This window comes from Actinomadura syzygii (genome assembly GCF_008085905.1).
GTDB classification, from domain to species: domain Bacteria; phylum Actinomycetota; class Actinomycetes; order Streptosporangiales; family Streptosporangiaceae; genus Spirillospora; species Spirillospora syzygii.
The window spans coordinates 370,263-384,235 of record NZ_VSFF01000011.1; the positions used below are offsets into that span (position 1 = coordinate 370,263).

Below are 13,973 nucleotides of genomic sequence, written 5' to 3' on the forward strand. Positions count from 1 at the left end.
TCAGTTCTCGGCGAGCACGATCACCCGGTCGTCGGCGGACAGCGTCAGCGGGGCCGTCTTGTCCGGGTTCAGGACGACGCCGTAGCCGGGCGGCTCGTGGAACCGCGCGGTCAGCCGGTACCCGAGCGCGACCTCCCCGCGCCGCCGCGCCGACTCGATCAGCGTCGCGAAGTCGGCCTCGACGCCCGGCGCGAGGTAGTCGCAGGCGGGCTTGAGGTAGATCTCGGACCCGGCCGGGTCGAGCAGGTCGGCGAACACGTCGTACAGGTGCCGGTTCTCGCTCAACTGGGTCAGCATCAGGCTGATCAGCTTCTCGCTGACGACGAAGTCGTCGGCCTTGGTGACCTGCGCGATCTCCCGGTTGGCGTCGTCGTTGATCTCGCTGACGATCGCGAACGGGTCGGGGGACGAGGGGTCGCCCAGCGCGTCCTCCATGTCGCGCAGGTGCAGCAGCGTGACCAGGGTGCGGGCGTCGGCGTGCTCCCGGTCGTAGCCCTCCTCGGACAGGACGATCACGCGCTGGTAGGAGCCGACGTCCAGGGATTCGAGGGACGGCCGCTCGGTCGGCTCGGCGCGGGTGAAGCCGAGCTTGAGGTTCGCGGGCGGGCGCAGGTCGTCGGTCGGGTCCTCGCGCGGCGCGGCGACGACGAGGGCGGAGCCGGGCGCGAGGAACTCGTCCAGCAGCTCGATGATCTTCGGGGCGCGGTGGTTCCAGCCGAGCATCAGCGTCCGCTCGGGCACCGGCGGCCGGACGGTCGCCGTCGTGATCGCCGACTCCCTGACGGGCGGCGCGGGCGTCGCGGCCAGCCGGATCAGCAGGTCGTCCTCGGCCAGGACGATGACCTCGTCGTCCTCCCGGATCACCGTGTCCATCGGCGGGTTCAGCAGGACCGTCCCGTCGGCGCGGCGCAGCCCGGACGGGACGCCCAGCTCGTACGCCGACAGCGACTCGCCGAACGTCGACCCGGTCAGCGCGGGCTCGGCGCGCATGTAGAACTCGTGGCCCGCGAAGTCGAGCAGGTCGGTGCACACCTGAGACAGCCCCGACTGCCGGTGCGACTGGACGATCAGCCGGATCGCGACGTCGTCGGCGTCGATCACGTGCGCGGACGGACCGCCCGCGAGCCGCGCCGCGGGCAGGTTCGCCGAGTCGTGCACGGCGGCGACCACGTGCGGGCGGCTGCGGCCCCACGTCCGGGCGCCGAGCGACAGGAGCACCTTGATGACGCGCGTGTCGGCGTCGTCCGCCTCCGGCGTGACGATCATGATGGAGCGGGCGGTGCCGGGGGAGACGAGCTCCACGTCCGCGACCTTCAGCGGGTCGCCGGTGCGGCACACGATCCGGGTGCGGCCGAGGTCGCCGACGCGGGCGCGGATCGCGTCCTCCATCTCGACCTTGTCGCGGTCGGCGAGGATCGCCACGCACGAGCGGCGCTTGCTCTGGTTCGCCTCCACCAGCTCGGCGACCACCGTGAACACCTGCTCGGACCAGCCGAGCAGCACGGTGTGCCCGTGCTCGACGATCCGCGACCGGCCCTTCCGCAGCTCGGTGATCTTGGCTTCCAGGCCGGTGGTGAGGACGCCGATCAGCGAGCTGACGATGAAGATCCCGCCGATCGTGGACACCAGCATCAGCGCGAGGAACGGTCCGGTGCCGCTGTCGCCGCCCATCGTCCCCGGGTCGAGCGTGCGGAGCAGGCTGCGCCACACCATGCCGGGCCAGTGCCCGTTCTCGTCGCTGTCGCGCGGCGCGACGAGCACCGCCGCCGTCGCCACCACCAGCACGAGCCCCGCCGACGCGAGGGCGAGCCAGCCGATCAGCGCCGGCGTCCCCTTGGACATCGTGGTGTCGAACCAGTAACGGACACGGTCCCGTCGCGTCGCGCCTCTCAAGCCGGTCTGCCCCCTCGGCCGTTCCCCTGCGGCGAGCCTATTGTGTTGTCTCGCACCATTCCCGGCATTCTCCCCCTTCTGGAGCGGTTCGGTGCCGCCGCCGGTTCGCGGCGCGGTCCCGGCGCGGGGAATGCGGTACCGAAAAGGCGATTTGCCCGATGCGCACGCAAGGGGCCGGGGTGCGGAGAAAATTCCCCACCCCGGCCCCTGACGCCCTGCCGGAACTTCGCCCGGCGGCGCGCGCGACCGCTAGTGCGCGGCCTCGTACTGCTCGATCACATTGGCGGGGATACGGCCCCGCTCATTGACCTTGATGCCGCGGCTCTTCGCCCACTCTCGAATCTCGGCGGAGCGCTCGCGGCTGCCCGCGGTGCGGGTGGCGCGGCCACCGCGTCCGGCGGGCCTGCGCGCCTTGCGGGCGCCGGCGACGAACGGCTCCAGGCCGTTGCGCAGCTTGGCGGCGTTCTTCTTGCTCAGGTCGATCTCGTATGCGGTGCCATCGATGGAAAAGCTGACGGTCTCGTCGGCCTCTCCTCCGTCGATGTCATCCACGAGAAGGACTTCGACCTTCTGTGCCATGCGGGGACTCCCTCTAGCTATGCCTCCGGCTTCGCGTCCGGATGTGCCTCGATGAATGCAGCATAGACCTCATCCGATATCTTGCCACGTTCGGAGACTTCGATGTCACTTCGCAATGCCCAAGCCCGGACATCGCCGTTCGTGTAGCCCTTGATCTTCGCGGCGGGCGACTTGCGGCCCTTCCCCGCGGGCTTCACCTCGACGGCGTTCTCGATGAAGGGCGCGAGCGCGTCCAGCGTCCCGTTCAGGCGGCTGAAGTTGTCGTCGCTCAAGTCGATCGTGAACGTCCGGCCCAGGACTTGGAAGTCCCGCTTTGCGACATCGCCGCCTTCGGCGCCGTCGATGTCGTCCACCTTAATGACCTTCTCGGCCATGTGTACTCAGTCTTCCTTCCCCTGGCCTGCGCGGCAGCCCCGACCGTAGCGGATTCCAGCGGAAGGGGGCGGGAAGGGGCGAGGAAGGCGAGGTCGGCCGGTGCGGACGCCGGGCGCGTCCGGCCGCCCGGTCGGCGGCGGACCGCCCGGCGGGCGGGGGGGGAAATCAAAGTCCGGTCAAAGCCCGCATGTCCCCGATTTGGCGGGGTAGCCGCCCCAGTGTCCATTCACCACCGAGGGAGCTGACAATGGCCAACCCCGCCGGCCGGGAGGACCGCAAGCAGGAGCAGTTGCAGCGTCGGCGGGTGAGCCCGGAGGACGCGCGGCTCACCACCGACCAGGGAATCAGGGTCGACGACACCGACAACTCGCTGACCGTGGGCGAACGCGGCCCGACCCTGATCGAGGACTTCCATCTCCGCGAGAAGATCACCCATTTCGACCACGAGCGGATTCCGGAACGGGTCGTCCACGCGCGCGGCGCGGGCGCCTACGGCCATTTCCAGTTGCACGAGTCGCTCGCCGACTACACGACCGCCGAGTTCCTGCGCGACACGTCCTTGTCCACGCCGGTGTTCGTACGGTTCTCAACTGTCGCGGGTTCGCGCGGGTCGGCGGACACGGTCCGCGACGTCCGCGGCTTCGCGACGAAGTTCTACACGGGGCAGGGGAACTTCGACCTCGTCGGCAACAACATGCCGGTGTTCTTCATCCAGGACGGCATCAAGTTCCCCGACTTCGTGCACGCGGTGAAGCCGGAGCCGCCGAACGAGATGCCGCAGGCGTCGTCCGCGCACGACACGCTGTGGGACTTCGTTCAGCTCCAGCCCGAGACGATGCACATGATGATGTGGCTGATGTCGGACCGCGCCCTGCCGCGCAGTTACGCGATGATGCAGGGGTTCGGCGTCCACACGTTCCGGCTGGTGAACGCCGAGGGGCGTCCGACGTTCGTGAAGTTCCACTGGCGGCCGAAGCTCGGTACGCATTCGCTCGCCTGGGACGAGACGCAGAAGATCGCGGGCAAGGACCCCGACTTCAACCGCCGCGACCTGTGGGAGCGGATCGAGACGGGCGACTTCCCGGAGTACGAGTTCGGCGTCCAGCTCGTCCCGGTCGAGGACGAGCACCGGTTCGGGTTCGACCTGCTCGACCCGACCAAGATCATTCCGGAGGAGGAGGTGCCGGTGCGGCCGGTCGGCACCCTGACCCTGGACCGCAACCCGGACAACTTCTTCGCCGAGACCGAGCAGGTCGCGTTCTGCATCGGCAACGTCGTGCCCGGCATCGACTTCACCAACGACCCGCTGCTCCAGGCGCGGCTGTTCTCCTACCTGGACACGCAGCTGATCCGGCTCGGCGGGCCGAACTTCCCGCAGATCCCGGTGAACCGCCCGGTGGCCGACGTCCGCAACCACCACCGCGACGGCTACCACCAGATGGACATCCACCGGGGCCAGGCCAGCTACCACAAGAACTCGCTGTCGGGCGGGTGCCCGGTGGTCGGCGGCGAAGGCTCCTTCACCCACTACCAGGAGCGGGTGGACGGCGACGTCGTCCGCAAGCGGAGCGAGAGCTTCGCCGACCACTACTCGCAGGCGACGCTGTTCTGGAACAGCATGGCCGACTGGGAGCGGGAGCACATCATCGGCGCGTTCCGGTTCGAGCTCGGCAAGTGCGAGCGGAAGCACGTCCGGGAGGGGGTCGTGGAGCAGCTCAACCACGTCGACCACGACCTCGCCGTCGCGGTCGCGGAGGGCGTCGGGGTGGAACCGCCGCAGGCGCCCGCGGGCGCCAACCACGGCCGCAGCTCGCCCGCGCTCAGCCAGGCGCACGCCCGCGCCGACTCGGTGCGCGGGCGCAAGATCGCGATCCTCGCCGCGAACGGGGTCGACTCGGCGGCGGTCGCGGCGGTCGGCGAGGCGCTGACGGACGCCGGGGCCGTGTGCGAGGTCCTCGCCGCGAAGGACGGGTTCCTCCAGGCCGCGAACGGCGGCCAGGTCGAGGTGACGCGGGCGATGCCGACCGTGGCGTCCGTCCTGTACGACGCGGTGCTCGTGCCGGGCGGCGACCAGAGCGTCCAGACGCTCTCGGAGGACGGCGACGCCGTGCACTTCGTCGCGGAGGCGTTCGTCCACTGCAAGGCGGTCGGCGCGCTCGACGCGGGCATCGGGCTGCTGCAGCGCGCCGGGATCAACGGCGTGCAGATCGCCTCGGACGGCGGCGGGACGGTCAGCGACAGCGGCGTCGTCACCGCGACGGGGCCGAGCGGCGACTTCGCGGCCGAGCTGCTCGACGCGGTCAAGGAGCACCGGCACTGGACGCGCAAGAAGGACCACGTGCCCGCCTGAACGGTCGGGTGTGCGAGAGCCCGGGCGCGTCGCGCCCGGGCTCTCGCGTGTGTCAGGTGCTCGGCTGGAGGAGGATCTTGATCGCGCCGTCCTGCTTCTTCTGGAACATCTCGTAGGCGCGCGGCGCGTCCGCGAGCGGCAGCCGGTGGGTCGCGAGGTCCATCACGCCGAGCGGATCGGCGTCGTCGGTCACCAGTGGGAGCAGGTCGCCGATCCACTTCTTGACGTGCGCCTGGCCCATCCGGAGGGCGATGCCCTTGTCGAACATGCGCAGCATCGGCAACGGATCGGTCATGCCGCCGTACACGCCGATGACGGAGATCGTCCCGCCCCGGCGGACGGTCTCGATCGCGGTGGTCAGCGCGGCGAGCCGGTCCACCCCGACGCGCGACATCAGCGGCGCGGCGGAGTTGCCCGGCAGCAGCCCGGTGAGGGTCTGCGCGAACTTCGCGCCCGGCGAGCCGTGCGCCTCCATGCCGACCGCGTCGATCACCGAGTCGGGGCCCCGGCCGCCGGTGGTCTGCCGGACCGCGTCCGGGACGTCGTCCGCGTCGTCGGCGTCGATCACCTCGATGCCGTGCCGCCGCGCCATCTCCAGCCGCTCCGGGACGAGGTCCACCCCGATCACCCGGTGGCCGAGCACCCGCGCGATGCGCGCCGCCATCTGGCCGATCGGGCCGAGGCCGAGGACGGTGAGCGTCCCGCGCTCGGGGAGGTCGGCCCAGTCGACGGCCTGCCACGCGGTGGGCAGCACGTCCGACAGGTAGACGAAGCGCTCGTCGGGCGGGCCGTCCGGCACCTTGATCGGGCCGAACTGCGCCTGCGGCACCCGCAGGTACTCGGCCTGCGCGCCCGGCACCTGCCCGTACAGCCGGGTGTAGCCGAACAGCGCCGCGCCCATGCCCTCCTCGCGGACCTGCGTGGTCTCGCACTGCGCGTAGAGCTGCATGTCGCACATGTGGCAGCGGCCGCAGGAGATGTTGAACGGGATGACGACGCGGTCGCCGGGCCTGACGTGCGTGACCTCGGGCCCGGTCTCCTCGACGACGCCCATCGGCTCGTGGCCGAGGATGTCGCCCTCGCCCATGAACGGGCCGAGCACCTCGTACAGGTGCAGGTCCGAGCCGCAGATCCCGGACGAGGTGATCCTGATGATCGCGTCGTCCGGCTCCTTGATCGTCGGGTCGGGCACGTTCTCGACCCGGACGTCCCGTTTGCCGTGCCAGGTGACAGCCTTCATCGAGCCTCCTCCGACTCCGAACACGCGGAAACACGCGGCCAGGGGACCGCTCCAGGGCCCTACCCGGCCGGGCGGCGCGAAACGTCAGCGGGCGTAGGTGCCGACCAGCTCGGCGGTCGCCAGGACGTTGTGCCGGACGGCCGCGCGCAGCTCGTCGATCGCGAACCCGGACGTCAGCCCGGACGGCCTGCGCAGCGCGTACAGCGTGAAGACGTACCGGTGCGGCGGGTCGCCCACCGGCGGCTGCGGGCCGCCGTAGCCGTTGTCGCCGTAGTCGTTGCGGCCCCGCGCGATGCGCGGGCGCTGCTCGTCGGCGCCGAGCCCGTCGCGCTCCGGCGGGATGCCGCCGAGCGCCCAGTGCAGGAAGGTCCCGCCGGGAGCGTCCGGGTCCTCGCAGGTCAGGACCAGCTCCAGGCAGGCTGCGGGCACGCCGGTCCAGCGCAGCGCCGGGGAGACGTCCCCGGCGGCGTGGGAGTGGGCGGCGGGGATCGGGCCCTGGTCGGCGAACGCGGGGCTCGTGAGCGTCATCTCCTCCATGTCTCCTCCATGCCGCCGTCGTGCCCGGTGACCGGCGAACGATGCCGCCCGCGCCCCGCGCGGGCCCGCGTTTGAAACGGGTCTCCGGGGCAACCGGTCCGATGGGCTCGTGAGCAGGGGGAGGGGACCGGGATGACGGCCGTGCGGGACGAGACCGACACCAGCGCCGCCGACGCGCTCGCGCGGCACCGCAAGGGCACCCGGATCGGGGACGTCCTCGCGACGACCGACCACAAGGTCGTCGGCTACCTCTACCTCGCCACGTCGTTCACGATGTTCCTGATCGCCGGGCTGATGGCCATGCTGATGCGGGCGGAGCTGCTGGAGCCCGGCACGCAGCTGATGGGCGCCGAGCGGTACAACGAGCTGTTCACCATCCACGGCACGATCATGATGCTGCTGTTCGCGACGCCGCTGTTCGCCGGGTTCGCGAACGTGATCGTCCCGCTCCAGATCGGCGCGCCGGACGTGGCGTTCCCGCGGCTCAACACCCTCAGCTACTACCTGTTCCTGTTCGGCGCGCTCCTCGTCCTCGCCGGGTTCCTGATGCCGGAGGGCGCCGCGTCGTTCGGCTGGTTCGCCTACTCGCCGCTCACCTCGGCGACGTTCTCGCCCGGCCACGGCAAGGACCTGTGGGTGATGGGGCTGGTCCTGTCCGGGGTGAGCACGACGCTGACCGGCGTCAACATGATCGCGACGATCGTCGCGATGCGGGCGCCCGGCATGGTGATGTTCCGGCTGCCGATCTTCTGCTGGAACGTCCTGCTCACCGCGCTGATGATCATCATCGCGTTCCCGGTGCTGGCGGCGGCGCTGTTCGCGCTGGAGGCCGACCGGAGGCTCGGCGCGCACATCTACGACGGCGCGACCGGCGGGGCGCTGCTCTGGCAGCACCTGTTCTGGTTCTTCGGCCATCCGGAGGTCTACATCGTCGCGGTGCCGTTCTTCGGGATCGTCACCGAGATCATCCCGGTGTTCGCGCGCAAGCCGCTGTTCGGCTACCTCGGCATGGTCGCCGCGACCATCGCGATCAGCGGGCTGTCGATGACGGTCTGGGCGCACCACATGTTCGCCACCGGGCAGGTGCTGCTGCCGTTCTTCTCGATCACCTCGTTCATGATCGCCGTGCCGACCGGGATCAAGTTCTTCAACTGGGTCGGGACGCTCTGGAAGGGCCAGCTGACGTTCGAGACGCCGATGCTGTTCGCGCTCGGGTTCCTCACGACGTTCCTGTTCGGCGGGCTGACCGGGGTGATCCTCGCGTCCCCGGCGCTGGACTTCCACCTCACCGACTCGTTCTTCGTCGTCGGCCACCTGCACTACGTCCTGTTCGGGACGGTGGTGTTCGCCATGTTCGGCGGCTTCTACTTCTGGTGGCCGAAGATGACCGGGAAGATGCTGAACGAGACCTGGGGGAAGATCCACTTCTGGACGCTGTTCATCGGCTTCCACACGACGTTCCTCGTCCAGCACTGGCTGGGAGCGGAGGGCATGCCGCGCCGGTACGCCGACTACGCCGACCAGTTCGCCACGCTGAACCTCGTCTCGTCGGTCGGGTCGTTCATCCTCGGCGCGTCGACGTTCGCGTTCCTGTGGAACGTCCTGCTCACCTGGCGGCGCGGCGCGAAGGTCTCCGTGGACGACCCGTGGGGCGCGGGCGGCTCGCTGGAATGGGCGACGTCGTGCCCGCCGCCGCGGCACAACTTCACGTCGATGCCGCGGATCCGGTCGCTGCGCCCGGCGTTCGACCTGCACTACCCGCCGAAGGAGCCGCCCGGGCAGGCCGAGCTCGCCCTGCCCGACTGACGCGCTCCGCTCGCTACTCACCGTCCCGGTGGGAGTCGTGGCTCAGGTCGCCCTGGCCGCCGCCGTCGGCCTCGCTCTGGTAGTTGAGGTAGAAGCGGTTGACGCGCGTCCGGATCTGGGTGCGGGCGCGGTCGGGCGTCGGCAGCGGGATCACGTGGTGCGGGTACGGCGCGACGAGCTCGCCGGGCCGCCGCGTCCGCAGCAGGGCCCGCTCGTCGGCGGACGGCCGCTCGTGCCGTTCGGTGAAGCCGCCGTCCGGGGTCAGCGAGACGAGGCCGCTCTCCACGCCCTCCTCGCGCTTGTCCAGGTCGCGGCGTTGCAGGCTGAGGCAGACCCGCCGGGCCACGGTGAACGCCAGCAGCGGGGCGAGGAAGAAGCCGACGCGGAAGAACCAGGTCGTCCAGAAGAGGCGGATGTGGAACACCTCGGAGATGACGTCGTTGCCGCCCGCCGCCCACAGGTTCCCGTACCAGGCGATGACCGCGGCGCCGATCGCCGTCCGGGTCGCGGCGTTGCGCGGACGGTCCAGCAGGTGGTGCAGGCGCTCGTCTCCCGTCGCCCAGCGCTCCACGAACGGGTAGAGCGCGATGAGCGTCAGGAACACGCCCGGCAGGACGACGGCGGGCAGCAGCACGTTCCACGACACCGTGTGCCCGAACAGGGTCGTCGACGCGGGGGGCATGATGCGCAGCGACCCTTCGAGGAACCCGACGTACCAGTCGGGCTGCGAGCCGGTGGACACCTGGTCCGGCTCGTACGGCCCGTACAGCCAGATGGGGTTGATCTGCGCGACCGTCGCCAGCAGCGCGAGCACGCCGAAGGTGTAGAGGAAGTAGGCGGCGCTCTGCGCGGCGAAGCTCGGGAACGTCGGCTCGCCGGTGACCGCCCGCTCGCGGCGTCCCCGCGCGGGCCAGATCGTGTGCGTCTGGTGCCAGAGGATCATCAGGTGCGCGGTGATGAGCACGAGCAGCAGGGCAGGGACGAGCAGGATGTGCACCGTGAACAGCCGCGGGATGAACGTCTCGCTCGCCGGGAACTCGCCGCCGAAGACCCACAGGCTCGCGTACGTCCCGATCAGCGGGATGGACAGCACGATGCCCTGCATGATCCGCAGCCCGGTGCCGGACAGCAGGTCGTCGGGCAGCGAGTACCCGGCGAACCCCTCGGCCAGCGCCAGCCCGAACAGCGTGACGCCGATCAGCCAGTTGATCTCGCGGGGCTTGCGGAACGCGCCGGTGAAGAAGATCCGCATCAGGTGGATCGAGATCGCCGCGAGGAAGAGGTTCGCCGCCCAGTGGTGGATCTGCCGCATCAGCAGCCCGCCCCGCACGTCGAACGACAGGTGCACGGTGGACTCGTACGCCTCGCTCATCCTGATCCCCCGGAGCGGCGCGTACGAGCCGCCGTAGACGACGGTCATGCCGCCCGGCCGGAAGAACAGCGTCAGGTAAACGCCGGTGATGAGCAGGACGATGAACGAGTACAGCGCGATCTCGCCGAGCAGGAACGACCAGTGCTTCGGGAACGCCTTCCGCAGGTTCCGGCGGAGGAACTCGGTGGAGCCGAGGCGGTCGTTGACGCCCCAGGCGACGTCCTGAAGCCGCTCGGCCCTTGCCGCGCCCTTCCGTCCCGCCATCGCGTCCCCCCAGGCCGCGCACTGATCAACGCTGGGCGGGTACCCGGGGCCGGTTGGGGCAAACGCGAGGCGGCCAGGGGTCAGGCGCCGGCCGCGTAGAGCATCTCCCGCAGGTCGGGGAGCGCCTCGCGGTCGGCGCGCCAGACGAGGCGGAGGCGCAGGGCGGGCGCGTCCAGTGCGAGCCTCGCCAGCGTCCCGGCGGCGATCCGGTCGCGGACGGCGAACTCCGGCACGAGCGCCACGCCGAGCCCCCGCTCCGCCCACGCCGCCATGACCGTCACGCTCCCTGCCCCGACCCGTTCGACGGCGTCGCCGAACAGCCGTTCCCCGGCCAGCCAGAACGAGCACGCCGGGACGTTGACCAGCAGCTTCTCGTCCCGCAGGTCGGCGGGCCCGACGCGCGCGGACGCGGCCAGCCGGTGGCCCGGCGCGGCGATGAGGGCCAGCGGGACGTCCGCCAGGTCGACGTGGTCCAGCGGGGCGGCCGGGGCCGGGAAGCCGAGCCCGCCGACGGCGTCGCCGGTGTCGAGGAGGAGCGCCGCGTCCAGGTCCCCGGCGGCGACGGCGGCGAGGAGCTGGTCGCGGGCCGCGTCGGACCGGACGTCCACCCGCAGGCCGGGACGCCGCTCGGCGAGCCGCGCGAGGACGCCGGGGACGTGCGTCGCCGCGATGGTCTCCAGCGCGCCGAGCCGCAGCGCCGGACGCTCTTCGGTCACCTCGCGGCGGGCCTGCTCGGCCTGCTGGAGGAGGCGTCCGGCCCAGGCGTGCATCCGCTCGCCCGCCGCGGTGAGCCGCATGCCCTTCGGGCCGCGCTCGAACAGCGCCACGCCGAGCGACCCCTCCAGCGCGCGGACCTGCTCCGACACCGACGACGGCGCGAGGTCGAGCGCGTCGGCGGCGGCCGTCACGGTCCGGTGGGCGATGACGGCCTCGAACGTGCGGAGCTGGCGCAGGTCCATGCCGGTGCCAACCCGGGCCGGGCGTTCGGCTATTCCGAACGCGGCGTGCGGCGCCGCCGGTGGAGCGGGACGGCGCGGCTTCCGAGACTGGGCGGTCATGAGCGCAGTCCTGTCGCCCACGTCCGTGGGCCCGCCGTCCGCCGCGAGCCGCCGCGGCGCGCTGCTCGGCGTCTCCCTCGGCTACTTCATGGTCCTGCTCGACACGACGGTCCTGTCGGTCGCCGAGCCCGACCTCGCCCGCTCCCTGCACGGGACGATCACCGGCCTGCAATGGGCCGTCACCGGCTACACCGTCGTGTTCGGGGCCCTCCTCCTCTCGGCGGGCGCGGTCGCCGACCGGTACGGCGCGCACCGCGTGTTCCGCGCGGGCGTCGCCGCGTTCGGGATCGGGTCGCTGCTCAGCGCCGCCGCGCCGGACCTGTGGACGCTCGTCGCGCTCCGCGCCGTGCTCGGCGTCGCGGCCGCCGCGTGCGTGCCCGCGTCGATGGCGATGATCGCGCGGCTGTATCCGGACCCGGCGGAGCGGGCGCGGGCCGTCGCCGCGTGGGCGGCGACCAGCGGCGCGGCGCTCGCGGCCGGGCCCGTCGCGGGCGGCGCGCTGGTCGGGCTCGCCGGGTGGCGCGCTATCTTCCTGATCAACGTGCCGATCGCGGCGGCCGTGCTCGTCCTCGCGGGTGGACGGGCCGTCCGGTGCCCGCGCGGGCGGCGCGCCGTCGATCCGGTGGCGCAGCTCCTCGCGTGCGCCGTGGCCGGGCTGCTGACGGACGCGCTGATCGCCCTCGGCTCAGGGGCCGCCGTCCACGCGCTGTGCTCGGCGGCCGGCGCGGCGCTGGCGGGCGCGGTGTTCGCGGCGCGGGAACGGCGGAGCGCGGCGCCGGTGCTCGTCCCGGAGGTCCTGCGGGCGCGCGGCATGCGCGCGGCGCTGGCGGCGGGCGCGGCGGTCAACTTCGCCATGACGGGGATCCTGTTCGTCCTGCCGCTGGTGTTCCGGCGGGAGTTCGGCCTGAGCGCCCTCCAGACGGGCCTCGCGTTCCTGCCGATGACGGTGCCGTTCGCGTTCAACCCGCTGCTCACCGGACGGATCGTCGCGAGGTCGGGCGCCCGGCCGCCGGTGCTCGGCGGGCTCGCGCTGCTGACCCTCGGGGGCGTGCTGTTCGGCGTCGCGCTGCTGGACGGCGCGGGCTACCCGGCGCTCGTCCCGGCCCTGCTGTGCACGGGTTTCGGGGTGTCGTTCGCGCTGCCCGCGCTCGCCACGACGGTGGTCGCCGCCGCGCCGGACGGGACGGCGGGCGCCGCCGGAGGGCTGCTCAACGCCGTCCGGCAGTTCGGCGCGTCGGCCGGGGTCGCCGCGATGGGCGCGTTCGCGTCCGGCGGGTCGGCGGTCGCGCCGTTCCTCGCCGCCGCCGTGTGCGGCGCCGTGCTCCTGGTTCAGGCGTGCTCCTGGTTCAGGCGACGCGCGGCGGCGACGGGCCCGAGATGAGGTGATGGCGAATGCGGCGGACGTCGCCGCGCAGCAGGTCGGCCGTCCGCGGGTCGTGCTCCAGGCCGCCGAGGCCGTCCTCGATCAGCTCCAGCTCGGTGGCGCGGAGGCGGGCGAGGAGGCGGCGCGGCTCGCCGGCCGGGACCTCCCACCGCTCCTTCCGCCGCCACTTGCGGTGCGCGAGCACGTGGCCCTCACCGGGGACGAACACGCCGCGCACCGTCTCGGTGTACGCCGTCCGCCGGAAGTGCGTAAGGTAGCGCCGCCGCGCCAGCCGGTACGTGACGATCGCGGCGAACAGGATCGGCACGCCCTTCAGTACCAGCATCCCCAGGCCCATCAGGATGGGCGCGTCCCACCAGGCGTGCAGCGCCATCGCCAGCAGGAACGCCCCGGCGGCGAGGACGGCGGTCGTCCGGGTCGCGCGGCCGAGCAGGCAGCCGAGCCCCGCGCCGCCGATCGCCGTCATCGCCCAGTGGCTCCACCAGGCGCCGCCGATCACGCGGCCGCCGAACGAGAAGAACGCGGCGTGCAGGTCCTGCGTCGCCCCGGTCAGCACGATCGTGTTCAGGACGTAGAGGAAGTTCTCCGCGATCTGGAAGCCGAACCCGGCGAGCGCGCCGTAGCCCCAGCCGTCCAGCGGGCCGCGGATCGAGGTCGGCGCCATCAGCGCCAGCGTCACCACGCCGAGCAGCTTGAGGGTCTCCTCGTTCACCGGGGCCGCGATCGCCGCGCCCCATTCCGCGTTGAAGCCCGGCCCCGCCGTCTTCGACAGGACCGCCTGGAACGCCGCGTTCGCGGGCAGCGCCAGCCCGAACGCGCCGAACGCGCCCCACGCCAGGGCGACCAGCGAGTACCCGATCGGGCGGGTCCGGACGGGATGCAGCCGCCGCAGCGCCCACACCCCGATCACCAGCGTCGGCGCGAGCAGCGCCGCTCCCGCGACCGCGCCCGCCGGGAACGCGCGGACGGCGGCGTCCAGCCCGGTGACCGCGATCCACCCGCCGATCAGGCAGACCGCCGCCCACAGCCAGAACGCCGGGCGACGGGTCAGCGGCACGCCGCCGCGCGCCGGACGCCGGGTCAGGGCCTCGTCGTCCACGGCCTCGTGGGTCACG

At 72.2% G+C, this 13,973-nt stretch carries 11 protein-coding genes; 3 read left to right on the forward strand and 8 right to left on the reverse strand.

Going from position 1 to position 13,973, the window contains the following annotated elements:
• The 3 genes from FXF65_RS29655 to FXF65_RS29665 all read right to left on the reverse strand — a co-directional run bounded on the left by FXF65_RS29655 (window position 1) and on the right by FXF65_RS29665 (window position 2,846).
• Entirely contained in the window at window positions 1-1,842 is a 1,842-nt protein-coding gene (locus FXF65_RS29655) for a CASTOR/POLLUX-related putative ion channel (RefSeq protein WP_148353334.1), read from the reverse strand.
• Between the two features lie 300 nt (window positions 1,843-2,142).
• Window positions 2,143-2,472 (reverse strand): histone-like nucleoid-structuring protein Lsr2, encoded by a 330-nt coding sequence (locus FXF65_RS29660; protein ID WP_067885554.1) that lies wholly within the window; start codon window positions 2,470-2,472, stop codon window positions 2,143-2,145.
• A gap of 17 nt (window positions 2,473-2,489) precedes the next feature.
• Window positions 2,490-2,846, reverse strand: a complete 357-nt coding sequence (locus FXF65_RS29665; protein WP_148353335.1) for a histone-like nucleoid-structuring protein Lsr2 — start codon at window positions 2,844-2,846, stop codon at window positions 2,490-2,492.
• A 248-nt stretch (window positions 2,847-3,094) separates the two neighbouring features.
• On the opposite strand from FXF65_RS29665, the gene FXF65_RS29670 reads away from it, so the two are divergent.
• Window positions 3,095-5,197: a catalase gene (locus FXF65_RS29670; RefSeq protein WP_148353336.1), complete on the forward strand. Its 2,103-nt coding sequence runs from the start codon at window positions 3,095-3,097 to the stop codon at window positions 5,195-5,197.
• A 52-nt stretch (window positions 5,198-5,249) separates the two neighbouring features.
• On the opposite strand, the gene FXF65_RS29675 is transcribed toward FXF65_RS29670, so the two are convergent.
• Window positions 5,250-6,437, reverse strand: a complete 1,188-nt coding sequence (locus FXF65_RS29675; RefSeq protein WP_148353337.1) for a zinc-dependent alcohol dehydrogenase — start codon at window positions 6,435-6,437, stop codon at window positions 5,250-5,252.
• An 84-nt stretch (window positions 6,438-6,521) separates the two neighbouring features.
• Entirely contained in the window at window positions 6,522-6,974 is a 453-nt protein-coding gene (locus tag FXF65_RS29680) for a YbhB/YbcL family Raf kinase inhibitor-like protein (protein ID WP_148353338.1), read from the reverse strand.
• Between the two features lie 132 nt (window positions 6,975-7,106).
• On the opposite strand from FXF65_RS29680, the gene ctaD reads away from it, so the two are divergent.
• Entirely contained in the window at window positions 7,107-8,780 is a 1,674-nt protein-coding gene (ctaD, locus tag FXF65_RS29685; RefSeq protein ID WP_148353339.1) for an aa3-type cytochrome oxidase subunit I, read from the forward strand.
• Between the two features lie 13 nt (window positions 8,781-8,793).
• Here ctaD and qcrB read toward each other — a convergent pair whose 3' ends face one another.
• Both qcrB and FXF65_RS29695 read right to left on the reverse strand, forming a co-directional pair.
• Window positions 8,794-10,416: a cytochrome bc1 complex cytochrome b subunit gene (qcrB, locus tag FXF65_RS29690; RefSeq protein ID WP_148353340.1), complete on the reverse strand. Its 1,623-nt coding sequence runs from the start codon at window positions 10,414-10,416 to the stop codon at window positions 8,794-8,796.
• 80 nt (window positions 10,417-10,496) lie between these two features.
• The gene (locus tag FXF65_RS29695; RefSeq protein ID WP_246199193.1) at window positions 10,497-11,474 is read right to left on the reverse strand and encodes a LysR family transcriptional regulator; all 978 of its coding nucleotides are present in this window, start codon (window positions 11,472-11,474) and stop codon (window positions 10,497-10,499) included.
• On the opposite strand from FXF65_RS29695, the gene FXF65_RS29700 reads away from it, so the two are divergent.
• Window positions 11,473-12,855 (forward strand): MFS transporter, encoded by a 1,383-nt coding sequence (locus FXF65_RS29700; protein ID WP_148353341.1) that lies wholly within the window; start codon window positions 11,473-11,475, stop codon window positions 12,853-12,855. The two genes, FXF65_RS29695 and FXF65_RS29700, sit on opposite strands and share 2 nt — an antisense overlap.
• Here FXF65_RS29700 and FXF65_RS29705 read toward each other — a convergent pair.
• A complete protein-coding gene (locus FXF65_RS29705; RefSeq protein ID WP_187412548.1) occupies window positions 12,821-13,972 on the reverse strand; it encodes a PrsW family intramembrane metalloprotease in 1,152 nt (383 codons plus the stop codon). The two genes, FXF65_RS29700 and FXF65_RS29705, sit on opposite strands and share 35 nt — an antisense overlap.
• Between the last annotated feature and the right edge of the window lies 1 nt (window position 13,973).

What these genes read in the sequence shown, in the direction of transcription:
- FXF65_RS29655 (WP_148353334.1), bottom strand. Translation starts at nt 1,842, where the DNA reads ATGTCCAAGGGGACGCCGGCGCTGATCGGCTGGCTCGCCCTCGCGTCG.
- FXF65_RS29660 (WP_067885554.1), bottom strand. Translation starts at nt 2,472, where the DNA reads ATGGCACAGAAGGTCGAAGTCCTTCTCGTGGATGACATCGACGGAGGA.
- FXF65_RS29665 (WP_148353335.1), bottom strand. Translation starts at nt 2,846, where the DNA reads ATGGCCGAGAAGGTCATTAAGGTGGACGACATCGACGGCGCCGAAGGC.
- FXF65_RS29670 (WP_148353336.1), top strand. Translation starts at nt 3,095, where the DNA reads ATGGCCAACCCCGCCGGCCGGGAGGACCGCAAGCAGGAGCAGTTGCAG.
- FXF65_RS29675 (WP_148353337.1), bottom strand. Translation starts at nt 6,437, where the DNA reads ATGAAGGCTGTCACCTGGCACGGCAAACGGGACGTCCGGGTCGAGAAC.
- FXF65_RS29680 (WP_148353338.1), bottom strand. Translation starts at nt 6,974, where the DNA reads ATGGAGGAGATGACGCTCACGAGCCCCGCGTTCGCCGACCAGGGCCCG.
- ctaD (WP_148353339.1), top strand. Translation starts at nt 7,107, where the DNA reads ATGACGGCCGTGCGGGACGAGACCGACACCAGCGCCGCCGACGCGCTC.
- qcrB (WP_148353340.1), bottom strand. Translation starts at nt 10,416, where the DNA reads ATGGCGGGACGGAAGGGCGCGGCAAGGGCCGAGCGGCTTCAGGACGTC.
- FXF65_RS29700 (WP_148353341.1), top strand. Translation starts at nt 11,473, where the DNA reads ATGAGCGCAGTCCTGTCGCCCACGTCCGTGGGCCCGCCGTCCGCCGCG.
- FXF65_RS29695 (WP_246199193.1), bottom strand. Translation starts at nt 11,474, where the DNA reads ATGACCGCCCAGTCTCGGAAGCCGCGCCGTCCCGCTCCACCGGCGGCG.